Origin of the sequence: Haloactinomyces albus (assembly GCF_031458135.1) — a bacterium.
GTDB classification, from domain to species: Bacteria; Actinomycetota; Actinomycetes; order Mycobacteriales; family Pseudonocardiaceae; genus Haloactinomyces; species Haloactinomyces albus.
This window is the reverse complement of the sequence record NZ_JAVDXW010000001.1, coordinates 3,554,764-3,570,437: the sequence shown is the minus strand read 5'-3', so window position 1 is coordinate 3,570,437 and position 15,674 is coordinate 3,554,764. Positions and strand designations below refer to the sequence as shown.

The 15,674-nt window shown below is 67.0% G+C and carries 16 protein-coding genes and 1 pseudogene; 8 read left to right on the top strand and 9 right to left on the bottom strand.

Translation table 11 applies throughout. The features are described from left to right. Positions 1-32: 32 nt before the first annotated feature. Together JOF55_RS17000 and JOF55_RS16995 are read right to left on the bottom strand one after the other, a co-directional pair. Positions 33-1,226, bottom strand: coding sequence for an acyl-CoA dehydrogenase family protein (locus JOF55_RS17000; protein ID WP_310275401.1), 1,194 nt, complete (start codon positions 1,224-1,226; stop codon positions 33-35). 47 nt (positions 1,227-1,273) lie between these two features. Next, complete coding sequence (locus JOF55_RS16995) at positions 1,274-2,491, bottom strand: CaiB/BaiF CoA transferase family protein (RefSeq protein ID WP_310275399.1); 1,218 nt, start codon at positions 2,489-2,491, stop codon at positions 1,274-1,276. Between the two features lie 304 nt (positions 2,492-2,795). Here JOF55_RS16995 and JOF55_RS16990 point away from each other — a divergent pair, with 304 nt between their 5' ends. After that, complete coding sequence (locus JOF55_RS16990) at positions 2,796-3,455, top strand: GntR family transcriptional regulator (protein WP_310275397.1); 660 nt, start codon at positions 2,796-2,798, stop codon at positions 3,453-3,455. Here the strand turns inward: JOF55_RS16990 and JOF55_RS16985 are convergent. The 3 genes from JOF55_RS16985 to JOF55_RS16975 all read right to left on the bottom strand — a co-directional run bounded on the left by JOF55_RS16985 (position 3,440) and on the right by JOF55_RS16975 (position 5,750). Further along, a complete protein-coding gene (locus JOF55_RS16985) occupies positions 3,440-4,300 on the bottom strand; it encodes a 3-hydroxybutyryl-CoA dehydrogenase (RefSeq protein WP_310275395.1) in 861 nt (286 codons plus the stop codon). The two genes, JOF55_RS16990 and JOF55_RS16985, sit on opposite strands and share 16 nt — an antisense overlap. Before the next feature lie 216 nt (positions 4,301-4,516). Then, complete coding sequence (locus tag JOF55_RS16980; protein WP_310275393.1) at positions 4,517-5,227, bottom strand: dienelactone hydrolase family protein; 711 nt, start codon at positions 5,225-5,227, stop codon at positions 4,517-4,519. Beyond that, positions 5,217-5,750, bottom strand: a complete 534-nt coding sequence (locus tag JOF55_RS16975) for a hypothetical protein (RefSeq protein ID WP_310275391.1) — start codon at positions 5,748-5,750, stop codon at positions 5,217-5,219. The genes JOF55_RS16980 and JOF55_RS16975 overlap by 11 nt, the downstream gene beginning before the upstream one ends. A gap of 153 nt (positions 5,751-5,903) precedes the next feature. Between JOF55_RS16975 and JOF55_RS16970 the strand changes: the two genes are divergently transcribed. From JOF55_RS16970 to JOF55_RS16955, 4 genes are all read left to right on the top strand, one after another. Further along, positions 5,904-7,136: a serine hydrolase domain-containing protein gene (locus JOF55_RS16970; protein WP_310275389.1), complete on the top strand. Its 1,233-nt coding sequence runs from the start codon at positions 5,904-5,906 to the stop codon at positions 7,134-7,136. A gap of 679 nt (positions 7,137-7,815) precedes the next feature. Beyond that, positions 7,816-8,322, top strand: coding sequence for a SigE family RNA polymerase sigma factor (locus tag JOF55_RS16965; protein WP_310275387.1), 507 nt, complete (start codon positions 7,816-7,818; stop codon positions 8,320-8,322). Further along, entirely contained in the window at positions 8,319-9,521 is a 1,203-nt protein-coding gene (locus JOF55_RS16960; protein ID WP_310275385.1) for a CU044_5270 family protein, read from the top strand. The genes JOF55_RS16965 and JOF55_RS16960 overlap by 4 nt, the downstream gene beginning before the upstream one ends. 502 nt (positions 9,522-10,023) lie before the next feature. Further along, positions 10,024-10,152, top strand: a complete 129-nt coding sequence (locus tag JOF55_RS16955; RefSeq protein ID WP_310275383.1) for a hypothetical protein — start codon at positions 10,024-10,026, stop codon at positions 10,150-10,152. Positions 10,153-10,175: 23 nt separating this feature from the next. Here the strand turns inward: JOF55_RS16955 and JOF55_RS16950 are convergent, their stop codons facing one another. After that, complete coding sequence (locus tag JOF55_RS16950; RefSeq protein ID WP_310275381.1) at positions 10,176-10,592, bottom strand: hypothetical protein; 417 nt, start codon at positions 10,590-10,592, stop codon at positions 10,176-10,178. A gap of 386 nt (positions 10,593-10,978) precedes the next feature. On the opposite strand from JOF55_RS16950, the gene JOF55_RS16945 reads away from it, so the two are divergent. The 3 genes and pseudogenes from JOF55_RS16945 to JOF55_RS16935 all read left to right on the top strand — a co-directional run. Then, on the top strand, positions 10,979-11,437 hold the full coding sequence (locus JOF55_RS16945) for an SRPBCC family protein (protein ID WP_310275379.1): 459 nt from the start codon (positions 10,979-10,981) through the stop codon (positions 11,435-11,437). Positions 11,438-11,686: 249 nt separating this feature from the next. Then, positions 11,687-12,814: an outer membrane protein assembly factor BamB family protein gene (locus JOF55_RS16940; protein ID WP_310275378.1), complete on the top strand. Its 1,128-nt coding sequence runs from the start codon at positions 11,687-11,689 to the stop codon at positions 12,812-12,814. A 6-nt stretch (positions 12,815-12,820) separates the two neighbouring features. Further along, positions 12,821-12,940 (top strand): annotated as a pseudogene (locus JOF55_RS16935) (IS481 family transposase); the annotation flags it as partial. Positions 12,941-12,999: 59 nt separating this feature from the next. Here JOF55_RS16935 and JOF55_RS16930 read toward each other — a convergent pair. Genes JOF55_RS16930 through JOF55_RS16920 form a run of 3 tightly spaced genes read right to left on the bottom strand, consistent with a single transcriptional unit; the run spans position 13,000 to position 15,493 of the window. Beyond that, positions 13,000-13,815 (bottom strand): metal ABC transporter permease, encoded by an 816-nt coding sequence (locus tag JOF55_RS16930; RefSeq protein ID WP_310275376.1) that lies wholly within the window; start codon positions 13,813-13,815, stop codon positions 13,000-13,002. Continuing rightward, positions 13,812-14,576, bottom strand: coding sequence for a metal ABC transporter ATP-binding protein (locus JOF55_RS16925; RefSeq protein WP_310275374.1), 765 nt, complete (start codon positions 14,574-14,576; stop codon positions 13,812-13,814). The genes JOF55_RS16930 and JOF55_RS16925 overlap by 4 nt, the downstream gene beginning before the upstream one ends. Then, positions 14,573-15,493, bottom strand: coding sequence for a metal ABC transporter solute-binding protein, Zn/Mn family (locus JOF55_RS16920; protein WP_310275373.1), 921 nt, complete (start codon positions 15,491-15,493; stop codon positions 14,573-14,575). Before JOF55_RS16920 ends, JOF55_RS16925 begins: the two co-directional genes overlap by 4 nt. Positions 15,494-15,674: the final 181 nt, after the last annotated feature.

The window sequence follows — 15,674 nt, the reverse complement described above, 5'->3', positions numbered from 1 at the left end:
TCGGCTCTCGTACTTCCACCCAGCCGTCCGGGTCAGCCGCGGAACGCGGAAACCCCCGTCATGGCCTGGCCGATGGTCAGCGCGTGCATCTCGCTGGTGCCCTCGTAGGTCAGCACCGACTCCAGATTCGTCATGTGGCGGATCACGGGGTATTCGAGGGATATGCCGTTCGCCCCCAGCACGGTACGAGCGGTGCGGGCGACTTCCAGCGCACCGCGCACATTGTCCAGCTTGCCGAAACTCACCTGCTGTGGCAGCAACGTCCCGGCATCCTTGCGCTGCCCGAGGTGCAGTGCCAGCAGTCGCCCGTTGTGGACGCGAACCGCCATGTCGGCCAGTTTGGCCTGAGTCAGCTGGAAACCCGCGATCGGTTGGCCGAACTGCTCACGGCTGCGGGAGTAGTCCAGTGCCACCTCCAGACAGCTGAGCCCGGCGCCGGTCGCCCCCCAGACGATCCCGTAGCGAGCCTCGTTGAGGCAGCTCAGCGGGCCCCGCAGGCCGATCGCCTCGGGCAGTGCCGCGTCGCCGGGCACACGCACCTCGTCCAGCACCAGCTCGCTGGTCACCGAAGCACGCAAGGACAGCTTCCGGGTGATCTCGGGGGCCGAGAATCCGGGAGTGTCCGTGGGCACCACGAAGCCACGGATTCCCTCATCGGTGTGGGCCCAGACGACGGCGACATCGGCCACGGTGCCGTTGGTGATCCACATCTTGTGCCCGTTGAGCACCCAGTCCGAACCGTCCCGACGTGCCGAGGTCCGCATCGAGGCCGGGTCGGAGCCGTGGTCGGGCTCGGTGAGCCCGAAGCACCCGATCGCCTCGCCCGCGGCCATGCGCGGCAGCCACTGCTGCTTGTGCTCCTCCGAACCCCATCGCCAAATCGCGTACATCGCCAGCGAGCCCTGCACCGACACCAGCGACCGCAGGCCCGAGTCACAGGCCTCGAGTTCCGCACAGGCCACGCCGTAGTCCACCGCCGACATGCCCGCACAGCCGTAGCCCTCCAGATGCATCCCGAGGACTCCCAGCTTGCCCAGTTCCCGCGTCAGGTCACGGATGCCGGGCAATTCACCTCGTTCGAACCAGTCACCGACATACGGCGCCACGTGGTCACGGCACAAGGCTCGCACGCTGTCCCGGATCGCGAGTTGCTCGGTGCTGAGCTCGTCGTCGATGCCCAGGGGGTCGTGCGGATCGAAATCGGGGCGGGTACCACCGGCAGTCATCAATAACCTCCTCGGAAACGGACATCCCGCACGAGCCTCGAGGGGCCCTACGCGGGGTCGGCGGGGCGACCGGCTGTGGAAGACCGGGACGGGGCGGGCAGACCATCCGAGGAGTCCCGTCCGAGCCAGGCACGGACCTCCTCGGTGTGCTCACCGAGTTCCGGCGGCGCGGCAGGCGCGGCACAGCCGGAGCCGGAGCCGGAGTCGGAGAATTCGATCGGCATTCGTATCTGGGGCGTGTCCGCGCTCTCCGGTCGGACGATCGGTCGCAGGCCGAGAGACTCGGCATAGGCCACCGCGTGGGAGAGGTCGTTGACCTGCCCACAGGCGATCCCGACCTGCTGCAGGCGCTCCTGCCAGGCCGCCGCGGGACGTGCCCCGAGAACGTTTTCCAGCACGCTCACCAGCTCGGCCCGGTTCGCCACCCTGGCCGCGTTCGTCGCGAACCGGGCATCATCGGCCGCTCCGACCAGGCCCAGCGCCCCGGTGAGCGTACGGAACTGGTCGTCGTTGCCGACGGCAACGGCCAGCAGCGCATCCTCGCACTGCAGTGTCTCGTAGGGGGCGACACTCGGATGCCGATTGCCCATCGGCGCCGGATCGGTCCCCGAAGCCAGGAACCCACCCACCTGGTTCACCAGCCCGGACAGCAGGCTCGACAGCAGGTTCACCTCGATGTGCTGTCCCCGGCCGGTCGCCGCACGGCTGCGCAGGGCCGCCATGATGCCCAGCGCGGCATCCTTGCCGGTGAGCACGTCGACAACGGCCACTCCCACTTTGGTGGGAGGCCCCTCGGGACTCCCGGTGATGCTCATCAGTCCACCGACCGCCTGCACCACGAAGTCGTAGCCGGGCAGATCCGCACCGTCCCCGCTCCCGAAGCCGGAAATCGACGCGTACAGCAGACCGGGATTGATGTCTCGGAGGCTTTCGTAATCCAGGCCGTACCGCGCCAGCGATCCGGGCCGGTAATTCTCCACCAGAACATCGGCCCTGCGCGCCAGTTCGACAGCGGCCGCACGGTCCTGTGGATCGGCGAAATCCAGAGTGACACTGCGTTTGCCGCGATTGATCGACTCGAAGTAGGAGGAGCTGTGGGCCGTCCACGGCGGTCCCCACGCACGGGTGTCGTCTCCTCGTCCGGGGCGTTCGACCTTGATGACCGTCGCTCCGAGGTCGGCCAGCAGCATGGTCGCGTAGGGGCCTGCCAGTACCCGGCTGAAGTCCGCGACGAGCACACCGTCCAGCGGTAGCGTCCGCGCCATCGAAAGAACCCAACCTTTCCGCGTACACCTGCGGGCACTTCTCCCGGAACGCCGCCATACCCGAGCGGAGACCACCAGGGGCGATATGGCCGGACCCGAGCCGACCTGCTTCCGGTTCGGATCGGTCACAGCAGGGACGGATACATGGCTTGCGTCGTCAATTTGGATCCAATATACAGTCGCTGTCGCGCCGGTCAACCTCCACCGACGGGATCGTCCGGCCACTGCCCGGCACGGGCGGAGCGAAGCAGCGCCCGCGTGCGCGCAGCACGGGCCACACATCAGACCAACATCGGGAGCGGCGATGGCACGGCCACCCACGACCCAGGAGTACGTACTCGACGAGCTCCGCAAAGCGATCGTCTCCCGGCAGTTGTCACCGCGGCAGCCGATCCGCCAGGACACGATCGCTCATCAGCTCGGCGTCAGCCGCGTTCCCCTCCGAGAGGCGCTGAAGACGCTGGAGGCCGAAGGACAGGTCGTCTACGAGCCGCACCGCGGTTATTCGGTGGCCGAGTTGTCCCTTGCGGATCTGTTGGAGGTGTACCGCCTACGGGAGCTGCTGGAGTCCGAGGCGGCCGCGGTTGCCGCACGAAAGTTCACCGACACGGACCTGAGCCGCATCACCGACGCACAGCGCGATGTGGACAACGCAGCGGACGACAACGATCTCGTGGGAATGATCGCGGCCAATCGCCGGTTCCACTTCGCCCTGCTGCAACCGGCCGAAATGCCGCGACTGCTACGGATCGTACGCACGCTCTGGGACGCCACCGACGCCTACCGCGCCGTCTACTACAACTCCGACGTCAACCGCGCGCGGGTCCGCCGGGAACACGAGGAGATCGTGCGGGCGGCCGAGCAGCGGGACGCGGAGGAGCTGACCGCACTGCTGACCGCCCATCGCAGGCATGCGGTCGACACCCTCCGCGCCACCCTCGACACGGATCAGCCGTACTCGTAGAAACCGTTGCCGGATTTCTTGCCCAGCAGATTCGCATCGACCATGCGCTGCAGCAGCGGAGGAGCCGCATAGCCGGGGTCCTTGTACTCCGCGTGCATCGAGTCCGCGATCGCCTTCACGGTGTCCAGGCCGACCATGTCGGCCAGCCGAAGCGGCCCCATCGGATGCGCACAGCCCAGCTCCATGCCGTTGTCGATGTCCTCCGCGGAGGCCACTCCGTTGTCGACCATCCGGATCGCCGACAGCAAGTAGGGAACCAGCAGCGCGTTCACCACGAACCCGGCTCGATCCTGGGCCCGGATCGCCTCCTTGCCCAGCCGATCGGCGGCGAAGTCGGTGGCTCGCTGCGTGGTCTGCTCACCGGTCAGCAGCGAGGGAACCACCTCGACCAGCTTGAGTACGGGCACCGGGTTGAAAAAGTGGATACCGATCACCTGTGCCGGCCGCTTCGTGGCCGAGGCGAGCTTGGCGATCGGGATGGAGGAGGTGTTCGAGGCCAGAATCGCCTCCGGGTCACCGACCACCTGGTCCAGTTCGGTGAAGACCTTGGCCTTGACCTCCTCGTTCTCCGCGACCGCCTCGATCACCAGCCCGCGGTCGTGCAGCTCGGCCAGGGAGGTGGTGCAGCGGATGCGTTCCTGTGCGGCATCGCGGTCGGCTTCGCTGATCTTCTGCTTCTGCACCGCCCGGTTCAAGGACTTCCAGATCCGTGAACGCCCCGCCTTGGCGGCCTCCTCGCTGACATCGGTCAACACCACGTCGAGTCCGGCCCGGGCGCTGACCTCGGCGATGCCCAAGCCCATCTGACCTGCTCCCACCACACCGACGCGCTGGATCTCCGTCACCACACTGCTCCCTTCGGTCGTCACCACGTCCGGCCCGCCAACCCCACAAGCCGACGCTTCGGTTGTCCGCAGATCATGCCAACCACTACCGGTTACTGGTCGGTAAGGGTGGTACACGCCACGGACGTGGGGGTGACGTCTTCCCGGAAGCTTCGACCCTCTCCCCGGGAGCAGGCCATGCGGTTTCGCCGTAAACCGACACGGCCGCAGGCGAGTTCACGACATCGTCGAGGGCGGCGCCGTCGATCCTCCCCCCAAGCGGCGGCGAAACCAGTCGGCAGCGACATCCGCGACTTCGTCGAGAGCGCCGGGCTCCTCGAACAGGTGGGTTGCTCCGTCCACGATGTGGATCTCGTGAGTGGCACTCAGCCGCTCGGCCGCTTCCCGGTTGAGTCCGAGGACATCCGTATCCTGACCGCCCACGATCAGCAGCGTCGCGGCACGCACCCCGCTCAGGTCCGCCCCCGCCAGATCAGGACGCCCGCCGCGGGACACCACGGCTCGGGTGACCTCGGGCCTGTGCGCGGCGGCGCCCAGTGCGGCTGCGGCGCCGGTACTCGCACCGAACAGCCCGAACGGCAGCGACCGGGTCTCCGCATCTTCGGGAAGCCAGTCGATCACTCCGAGAATCCTGCGCACCAGGAAGTCGATGTCGAATCTCAGCTGGGCGGTGCGCGCATCCAGGCGCCCTTCCTCCTCGCTCAACAGATCCATCAGCAGCGTGGCCAGTCCCACCCGCTGGAGCTGACCGGCGACCCAGCGATTTCTCGAGCTGCGGCGAGAGGAGCCGCTGCCGTGGGCGAACACGACCAGACCGTGGGCGCCCTCCGGGACGGCGAGGTCCCCGAGAAGCTGCTCACCTTCTCCACCGACGGCGGGAAGAGATACTTCCCGCTCCCCTGCGGTCGGCTGCCCGTCAGCGTCCACTGTCCTCGATCCGTTCGGCGTCCTCCTCCGGCATCCGCCCGGAGGCCTCCTCGTCCGCCACGTCCGCGCCTTCCCTGGTCATGGCGGACCGACCGGTGGGTTCCACCTGCTCTCCCTCCAGAACCGCGCCGTGCTCGGTCTCGACGGGCCTGTCCGCGTACTCCTCCTCGTCCACACCGTCGGCGATCTCGGCAGCGGCACGGTCGTCGACCGACTCGTCCAGTTCGTGCACTCGCGTCTCGGTCAGCGGCTGCTCCACCCCACCGGGGGAGGCCTCGGAGCGCTCTTCGGCCAGCCGCTCGTCGTGGGTTTCTCCTTGGCGCTGCTCCCGCGGTGTCGGCCTGGCCTCGGCGACGCTGGACCAGTGCTCGGCAGGTTCCACACCCTCTTCCAGCGGATCGGCGGCGAGCTCGTCCTCGTCCAGGGTCTGGGCGGACTGCAGGTTGTTCGGATCCTCCGGATCCCGGGAATCCGGTTCGACCTCGTTCGGCGACGGTGTCCCGCCCTCGAATGGATCCGACATGGTTCCTCTTCCTGTCACAGAGAGCGCGGTGGTCTCCGACGATGGTTACCCGGACACCGCATGCCCAAACCTCGGCGATCCTGCCGAGCTGCTGGCGCAGTAGCGTTACCGACGAGTAGAAAAGAGGCGATCACCGATGACGAGGAGTACCCAGTGGGCCAGCTACAGACCGAGGTCGAACCGAGCGAAGTCGGCCTCGACGCGCGGCGTCTACAGCGCATCGACCGGCATTTCGCGGAGTACGTTTCCGACGGCAGGCTGCCGGGATGGCTGGTCCTGGTCGCACGCCGGGGAAAGATCGCGCACCTGAGCACACACGGCATGCGCGACACCGAGAAGGGACTGCCGATGCAGACCGACACCCTCTTTCGGATCTACTCCATGACCAAACCGATCACCTCGGTGGCGGCGATGATGCTCTACGAGCAGGGCGCCTTCGAACTCACCGATCCGATCAGCCGCTTCCTGCCCGCCTTCACCGACCAGCGGGTCTACGTCAACGGTTCCGCACGGCAGCCACAGACCCGGCCTGCCACCGAACCGATCCGCATCTGGCATCTGCTCACCCACACCGCCGGACTCACCTACGGTTTCCACCACATCCACCCGGTGGACCAGATGTATCGCGACGAGGGCTTCGAGTGGGGACACCCGGCCGGACTCGACCTCGCGGGTGCCTGTGCCGCATGGGCCGAGTTCCCGCTGCTGTTCGACCCGGGCCGACGGTGGAACTATTCGGTGGCCACCGACGTGCTCGGCCGTCTGGTCGAGGTCGCCTCCGGACAGTCGCTCGACGAGTTCTTCCGGGAGCACATCTTCGAGCCGCTGGACATGCGCGACACCGCCTTCAGCGTCGGCGAACAGGACGGCGACCGGCTCGCGAGCCTCTACACGGCCGACCGCGCGGGCAAGGCGGTGCGCAACGACAAGTTCGGGCGGGTGGCCCATCACCGCCCCGGGGTTTTCTCCGGAGGCGGTGGGCTGATCTCGTCGGCACGGGACTACCACCGGTTCACCCGGATGCTGCTGGGTCGTGGTCAGCTCGAAGGGGCCCGCCTGCTGAGCAGCCGCACGGTCGACTACATGACCCGCAACCACCTACCGGGCGGGGCCGACCTGGAAACGCTGGCCATGGGATCGTTCTCCGAGGTCGCCAATGCGGGCAAGGGATTCGGGCTCGGGTTCTCCGTCAACGACGATCCGACCGCTTCCAAGGTCGTCGCCTCGGTCGGCCAGTACGCCTGGGGCGGGGCGGCCAGCACCGCCTTCTGGGTGGACCCGCGCGAGGACCTCACCGTGGTGTTTTTGACCCAGCTCCTGCCCTCCAGCACGCACCCGATCCGCTCCCAACTGCAGCAGCTCGTCTACCAGGCACTGGTGGACTGAGGAGGGGTCGGCTGATCTCGTCCCCGAGCAGGGGCCGTCGGTACACCTTGATCCGGGCCCGGTCCGGGTTTCACCGGATCAGGCCCGCCTGTGTTCCGTTCCGTCGGAGACACCGCGACGGCCCCGACGGAGCCACGAGCAGCGCCGCGAGGGCGGCGAGGAAGGCCCCGTGGCTCCCGGAATCCGAGCTTGGTGCCTCGGACACACTTCCCCTCGATCGACGACTGCCACGCCGCCGGGAAAACCCGGCAACGAAACGAGCCACGACCGTACCCGCCCCGGTTGCCCCGGAACGACACTCCATCCGGCTCGCGGCGACGGTGCTCACCCGGCAACACCTCGACCCGGGCATACACCTCGACGACAGCGTCCCGGCGGATGGTGGCAATGCGCTCCTTCCGCTCCACCGCTCCGGCCATGCGCCATCCCGCACCGGCCCGGCGACCGAACCGCCGCATTACCGGCCCACTGCCTGCGGGGCGGCGCATGCGCACACGTTGCCGTGCCCGTCGATGTCAGTGGTTCAGGTCACTTTTCGGGTGGGTTTGTTGGCGTCGTACAACCTGGCTGGCCGCCTGCTTGTAGTGGGGGCAGAGCAGTCGAGCAGATCGGGTATTGGCCCTGGGAGGGACTTGCGGTGCGGCATGCGAGCACAGACGATGATGGACAGTCCGCGGCGGTGGGAAACGGCGAGTTCGCCGAGTTTTTCGCCGCGCAGTTCGCCTCCGCGTGCCGGTATGCCTACACCCTCTGTGGGAATCACGCGGAGAGTGAGGAGATCGCGCAGCAGGCGTTCGTGCGGATGTATTCGCATTGGCGCCGGGTCCGGCGGGCGACCGCGCAGGCCTACCTGCGTAAGACCGTGACGCGGCTGTTCATCAATACCCGTCGCGGGAGACGTGGCCGCGAGCACGCTATGGCCGACGTGCCGGAGCGTCCGGTGGAGCAGGAGCACAGCGAGCTCGAGCGTCAAGGCTTGCGGGCTGCCCTGTTACGGGTGCCTCCACGGCAACGGGCCGTGTTGGTGCTGCGATTCGTCTACGACCTTCCCATCGACGAGGTCGCCGCGGCGCTGGGCTGTTCGCCCGGCACGGTCAAAAGCCAGGCTGCCCACGGACTCGGGAACCTGCGCAAGGCCTATGGGGACCTATTCACCGGATCGGACATCGAAGAGGTGGCATTGTGAACATCGACGACGAAGACCTGATCACCCATCTCCGGGCTTTGGGGGATGCGTCCTCCGAGCCGGGGCTGTCTCCGGACGGTCAGGGCCGGGCCTGGCAAAGTGTGCTGCGGCGCGGCAGGCGCGCTCGGGGTGCTCGGCGCGCCCGCACGGCCGGGGCCGCCGCGGTCGCCGTGGTGGTGGCAGGCGCCGGCCTGAACGTGGCCGGCTTCGGCTCGGCCGGCGACGCGCCCGAGACCGCGCGTATGGAGACGGTAGCTCACGTGCTGCACACCGCGGCCGAGAACACGGACACCGCGAAGCCGGGCCCCGGCCAGTACACCCACATCACGACAGAGCACTGGCGGCTGGCCCGCATCCCCGCGAAGGAGGGGCAGCACACGTCCACTCCCGTTCCGGACGACGCGTTCATTGCCTTCCGGAAGAAGACTCGCGAGGAGGTGTGGATACCCTCCAAGGCCCAGGGCATGATGTATCGAACCCGGACAGGGCCGATCGCGACGAAGTTTCGCAGTGCCGACGACAAGCGCTACGTCAAAAACCACTATCCCGACCGGTTCGAGACGACAACCCGGTACTTCGCAGGCCCGAGTCACCACGGCAAGCAGACCGGCCGCACCATGCACCCGATCGAACCCGGACATCCCGGCAGCGCGGTCGGCGACCGGAACTCCAAGGACAGTCACCGCACGCCGATCGAGGACAAACCCGCCACGTGGCTGGACCCGACCCCGAAGTTTCTGGCCTCGCTCCCCCATGAGCCGCAAGCACTGCTGGATGCGCTGGCCACCGGACACGGCGAATCGGCCGTGGTGTTCAACGACAGCCGTGCCGACACCCAGTTCCGACGCCTCTCCGGGGTGCTGACCAGCGGTTTGGTGCCGTCCGAGCTACGCGCTGCCCTCTACCGCGCGGCCCTGAAGATCCCCGGCGTCACCGTCACCGAGGAGACCACCACCTTCAACGGCCAACCCGGTATCGCCGTCGGCCGCGTCAGTTCCACCGGCCACATCCGGCAGGAGATCATCTTCAACAAGTCCGACTACCAATACATCGGCCAGCGGCAGGTCCTGGTCAAACCCGGTGGCCGCGACGAGCTCACACTCCCGGCCAACCTCACCGCCCCGAAAGGAACGGTCTTCTACTCCGCGGCCGTGACCACGAACATCACCGACAAACCGAAGTTCGCCATCCCGAAGTGAGCCCCATGAACACACCGACACCGGACGAACTCATCGTCAACTCCGGGCCAGGCCGGACCGTGCTCAGCCCGAACACCGGACAGGCCACGGTATGGAGCAGAACCCGCACCGAAGCCAGACGGTGGGCCCGGTCCCTGATCCACAACACCACAAAAGCACCAACACCGATCGAACCCGCCCCCAGAGCTCTGCGAACTACGCACCCGCAGCCAACACCATAGCGCAATATCACGAGTGAAGACCCCCAGCGAAAGAGGACCAGCAACATCACAGTCCCCGCGACCGCACTGGCCGCGGGGACTTTTTGCTGTCCTGGCGGCCGATCACGTCAGATGGGCCGTCCCGGACGGTCGGGTTTCCCAAGCCTGGGCAAGCAGCGCCGACAATCGATCGCCCCGGCAAAGATCACGCCATCGGCCGGGGCGATAAGCCCGGGTGGCTGGAGGAGGTCGCAAAGGCCGCCGTGAACGTGCGGGAGTGACGCGACGAGGAGGGCAGGGAAGTGATCGACTCGCCGGCCACTCCGGGCGGCTGCTGGACGCACTTCAGTCACGTGGTCATGCGCGGTTACCGCAGCCTGCAGGCCGCGGCGAACCGTTGCGCAGACGGGGATTGGCAGGTGTGCGGCTAGCGATCCCGTGAGCTGCAGGACAGTCAGTCGGATGCGTGCAGGCCCGGGCCACGACCTACGCGGGCGCGCAGTCGCTCGGTGAGCACAACATCGTGCGGCAGCCGGCTGAGCTCGTGCGCGTCGACGGCAAAGCCCTGCCGCTGGGCGATCTGCTGCAGGGAAGCCCAGTGCAGTGCTTCCTCAGCTTCGTACGAACGACCCTCGGGCGGTTCGTACGGCCCGACCACCGTGCGTGTCGTTTCCCGGATGTCTGCTACCGAACTCGCGGCCCAGGTCGCTGACGATCCCCAACCTCGATCGTCCAGCAACAACACACGACTCCCGTCGACGAGCTCCACCGCATGAAACGCCGACACCGAGACCCGGTCCCCGGCTTGGTCGTCGACGTCGGCGAGAGTAACAAGACGTTGAGCGGTCGGTACACCTTGATCCGGACCCATGGATCCGGGCCGTGATCGGTACCGGTCCGGACCGCGCAGGGCAGCGGGCGGTGGCTTCTTGCCTGGCGTGCGGGGGTTGACACCCGGCTGTGGTTCGCGCTCCGGCTCTTGCACGGCACCAGCCTTCCATGCCGTGAAGGCCCGCTGCTCCCGACATTGCCCCCGGTCCGCAAAGCGGCACGTTCCCGCAGCTCAGCGATCTCCCGCCCGATCCCGCGCAATCACCCACCGGCGTCTGCGAGCAGCTCCACCCACACAGTGCATTCCATGACCGATCAAGCTGCGCCGCGTCCGCATACCGATCGACAACCGGACATTGCAGTCCCTGCGCGTTCAGTATTCCTGCGCCATAGTGGCATCTGCTTACTGTGTGTTTGCATGAGTGCGTGGGCGACAACAGCGAGGCAAGTCACGTAGTCAGTGTCAGCCGCGAGGTGGCGGCCGGAGCAGAGTGGATCTTCGAGCTCATCGCCGACCCGGCCCAGCAGCCTGCCTGGGACGGCAACGACAACGTGGCCGAGGCTCCCGGCGGGCAGCGAGTCCGGGCCGTGGGCGAGGTGTTCACCGTAACCATCACGCACGGCAGTGTCCGGGAGAACCACGTGGTCGAGTTCGAGGATGGCCGGCGCATCGCGTGGCGACCCGCCGAGCCGGGGCAGCAACCTCCGGGGCACCTGTGGAGATGGGAGCTTGAGCCGATCGACGCGGCGTGCACGCGGGTGACCCACACCTACGACTGGACCCGGTTGGCAGACGAGAAGCGCTTCCCACGCGCTCTGGCGACCACGTCGGACAAGCTTCAAGCCTCGCTGGATCGGCTCGCCGACCTCGCCGAGCGTGCATGACCCCTACAAGTGCGCTCCATCATGGTCAAGATCGCTGGTAGGGTCTCTCCGGTGGTATCGCGCAGGGGGTTCGGGGGAAGCTGCACCATGTCAGGCCGCCTGAGGGCGCCTTGCCTCGCGGTGTGTGCTGCGGTGGGGATGCTCGTGCTCGCTGGGTGCGCAGGACAGCCACCCGCGCCGGCCCCACCAGAGCCCTCCGCTACGTCGACCACGCCAAAGCCGCCCGCCCCCAAGGTGTTCGATCCCCCGATGCAGTTCAATCGGGCCGGTGCGGTGCCGCTGCCCGAGGCGGCCTCCGCGGTTGAGGAGCACACCCGACCGGTGGCGCTGCAGGGAACCACTGCCTACCTGATGACCCCGGAGGCCCTGCTGATCGTCGACACCCGCACGGGCCGCCGGCTGGCCGCGATTCGCCCGCAGCATCCACCACAACCGGCGTTTCACGGGGTCGGCCAGATGGTCGCCGCGGCACCCGTGATCACCGAGGTGCAAGGGAAGACGCAGGCGCTGGCCACGTTCGTGGTGATTGTTCCCGGACACGGCACCACACCGGAGCACCGGGCGGTGGAATTGGTCGCAGTGGACACGACCACCCGCACGCTGGCCTGGCGCATGACGTTGCCCCTGTCCGATGACAGTTCCGCTCGCCAGCTTTCCCAGGTGGTCGGGGTGCAGGGCACGACGGCGATCGTCAATGTGGCTCCACCCGCGAACGTATCGACTCCGGGCACCGTCCACGCGGTGGATCTGTCCACCCGCACACTGCGATGGACCCACGAAAACGCCCATGCGCTGGCACTCGCGGGAAACCAGGTCGTCGGTGTCGCGCCCAACCGCGGGCGCCGGCAGCTCACCGCGTGGGCCGTCCAAGACGGCCGGACTCGGTGGCGGACGATGACGATAACCTCGCGCGAGATGCAGGCGCAGGCGGCGGGCAGTTCCCTGCTTGCCATATCCGGCATCGACTACGAGACCGCCGACCCGTTTTTCGCTCTCGTCGACCCTGCCACTGGTGCCCAACTCGACCGTAGAACCGGTGACGGTGCGACGGCGTATTGCCTGTTTGATCAGGTCGAGGTCCTGGTGTGCTCCCGCGAGACATTGACGAAGACTCGTCAGGTGTTCGCGATTGACGCAACCACCGGAAAGCGGCTCTGGCAGCTTCCGGCGCACGGGCAGCTCGCTCCGAGGGTGACCGCAGTCTGGCATGGCGCGGTGTATACCACCACCGACTACAACGGCTCGACGGTGCTCGACGCCCGCACCGGCAAGGACCGCAATGCCCGGCCCGGTGCCTCGCCAGTGATCGTCAACGGCGTGGTCGGGATCGTCGAAACCCAATACGGACAACTTACTGCCTACCCCACCAGTGGATAGGTCCTCGTGTGTCGCCGTAACGCCCCGTTGACCGAGACAGGCAGGATGCGGCTGGTCCGGTGTGCCGTCGACGACGGCTGGCCGCCGGCCCGGGCCGCGGAGCGATTCCAGGTCGCCGTCGGCACGTGTCTCTTCGGTGGTCCGTCCGCCGGGTGGCACGGGGTCTCAGAACGAGATCACCAGTCTCACGCCTTCGTCCAGCCGATGAGCCGTTGGGTGGGCAGGGCGATAGCGAAAGCGGCCGAGGCGGTCAGCACGATTGCCGGGCCGGATGTGAGGTCGAAGGTGTAGGACGCGGCCAAGCCGGCGACGGAGGTCACGATTCCGATCGAGATGGTTGCGATCATCATGCTGCGCAGGCTGTGGGCGAACAATGCGCCACAAGCGGCGGGAATGGTCAGCATGGCGATCAGCAAGATCAATCCCACGACCTGCATCAACACCACGACGGTGAGCGCGATAGCAGCCAGCAATACCAGTTCGAGGGCGAAGGTGGGCAGTCCGCGGGCAAGAGTGAAGGTTGGGTCGAACGAATAGGCCATCAGCGGGCGGTAGTAGAGCACGGCGAACGCGACGATGGCCGCAGTCACGGACGCGATCACGATGAGGTCGCTTCCGGAGACGGCCAGCAGGGAGCCGAACAGGTAGCTTTTCGCGTTGGCGGTGTAGCCGGGGGTGCTATTGATGAAGATGACACCCAGCGACATACCGACGGCCCAGAGCATGCCAATCAGGGTGTCGCTGCGCTGCCGGGTGAAGCGCCGAGTTATGCCCATGGCCAGGGCGGCGACGAAACCGAATCCCATCGCGGTCAAGGAGGGGTCCAAGCTGAGCAGGAACCCGAGCCCCACTCCGCCATAGGCGGCATGGGCAATACCGCCTGCGATGAACACTTCGCGATTGACCACCACCAGCGAGCCGATGATACCGAACGCGATGCTGGCCAGTACCGCAGCGATCAGCGCGTTTTGCATGAATTCCAGCTGCAGAACCTGCATCATGGTGTGAATCTCGCATTGCTGTGCTCGTGTATGGTGCCGCGCTCGCGGCTTGTCAGCGCTTCCGGATCACTGCTGGTGCTCTGGTCGGCATCGTTGGTCGATGCGCTGAGGCATTGATCGACGCGGAGGATGCGGAGGGCCTGCGCGGCGACGGTGTCGACATGGTGGGAGGCCACCAGAATGGTCGCCTGCCCGGCCAGTGAGCTCAGCAGCTCGTATAAGCCGGCGGTCGATTCCGGGTCGAGACCGGCTTCGGGCTCGTCGAGTATCAGCAGGTCAGGATCGGCGACCAGGGCCCGGGCCAGCAGCGTCCGTTGGCGCTGCCCGCCGGAGAGTTGCCCGATGGGTCGTCTCGCGAGGCCCCGCATGCCCACGCGCGCCAATGCCGCTTCAACGGCAACGCGGTCGGAGCGACGCAGCCACTGGGGTCGCCAGGAGGACCGCAGCCGCCCCATGGCGACCACGTCGCACACCGAGGCCGGAAAGCTGGGATCGAACAGCTCGGTTTGCGGAAGGTAGCCGATGCGGTGTCGACGGTGGCGCGGAGGCTGACCGTCGATCCGCACGCTGCCTTGCGATGGGGACAGCAAACCAGCCACCACTTTGAGCAGAGTCGATTTGCCGCCGCCGTTGGGGCCTACCAACGCTACGAGCTCACCAGCCCGCAGGTGCAGATCGACATCCCGCAGTGCTGGTGTGGTGCCGTAGGCGACACTGACGCCCTCCAGAACAAGCGCGGCAGCGGGCTCCGCGGTGCTCACCGTTGAGCGCCCTCGAACGAGGTGGCCAAGGCCGTGGCCACGTGCTGCAGCTGGCGTTCCCAGTCGGCCGGCAGCGGGTTGATGGGCTCCACCCCGGCTCCCACCTGAGCGGCGATGGTGCGGGCGTCGGCCTGGGAAAACTGCGGCTGGACGAATATCACCTCAATGCCCAGCTTGCGGGCCCGGCCGATCAGATGCCGTAGCTCTCCGGCGCTGGGCTCCTTGCCGCCGGCCTCGATCGTAATCATGTTCAGGCCGTAATCCTCGGCGAAGTACTTCCACGCTGGGTGAAAGGACATGAACGTGCTGCCGGAATAAGGCTTGAGCTTGCGTTCGATGTGGCGATCGAGGTCGTCGACACGGGCCTGGAACCGGGCGAGATTCTTTCGATAGGTATCAGCATGGGCAGGGTCAATCCGACTCAACGCGTCTGCCACGGTCGCCGCCTGCACCGCCACCCGACGCGGAGACAACCAGATGTGCGGATCCGGTTCGCCGTTGTCGAGCTTGCCGCGGTCGACATCCTTCCAGGTCCGTACCCAGCGCATATCGTCCCCGCCAGCGGTCCGGATGCGATCGCTCATCGCGCGCTCGAACGGCACGTCCACCGCGAAGTACGCGTCCGCATCGGCCAGCTTCGTCCACTGGGAGGGCTTGGGGGCATAGGTAGCCGGCGAGGCACCGGGCGGCAGCAGTACCTGTGTATCCACCAGCGTGCCGCCGATCTGTTCCACGATGTAGCGCTGCGGAAGGATGCTCACAAAGGCCTGCACCGGCCTCGAGCCATCCTCACTCCGGGCTTCGCGGACGTTGCCCCCGCTGCCACAAGCAGCGGTGAGCACAGCACTCACCAGCACCACCAATCCCGCGTTCAACCGGTCTCTCGCGCTCATCGACTGCATCCATTCCTCGTGCACAACCGCCGGTCCTCGTGCGTGGCGCGAGCGGTCCTGCTGGCCTGTTCGTAAAGACCATGAAAACCATTTTCAATAAGGATGTCAATCGAGGCGGCCGAGGTGTGGGAAGGACTACAGGGCGTAGTTCTCAGGTCGCTACGCCTGTTACCGACACCCGGTACCACATGCGATAGCGGCCGTC

Coding starts and splice junctions, on each gene's coding strand:
- JOF55_RS16930 (WP_310275376.1), bottom strand. CDS start 13,815: ATGATGCAGGTTCTGCAGCTGGAATTCATGCAAAACGCGCTGATCGCT.
- JOF55_RS16950 (WP_310275381.1), bottom strand. CDS start 10,592: ATGGGTCCGGATCAAGGTGTACCGACCGCTCAACGTCTTGTTACTCTC.
- JOF55_RS16990 (WP_310275397.1), top strand. CDS start 2,796: ATGGCACGGCCACCCACGACCCAGGAGTACGTACTCGACGAGCTCCGC.
- JOF55_RS17000 (WP_310275401.1), bottom strand. CDS start 1,226: ATGACTGCCGGTGGTACCCGCCCCGATTTCGATCCGCACGACCCCCTG.
- JOF55_RS16995 (WP_310275399.1), bottom strand. CDS start 2,491: ATGGCGCGGACGCTACCGCTGGACGGTGTGCTCGTCGCGGACTTCAGC.
- JOF55_RS16975 (WP_310275391.1), bottom strand. CDS start 5,750: ATGTCGGATCCATTCGAGGGCGGGACACCGTCGCCGAACGAGGTCGAA.
- JOF55_RS16940 (WP_310275378.1), top strand. CDS start 11,687: ATGCAGTTCAATCGGGCCGGTGCGGTGCCGCTGCCCGAGGCGGCCTCC.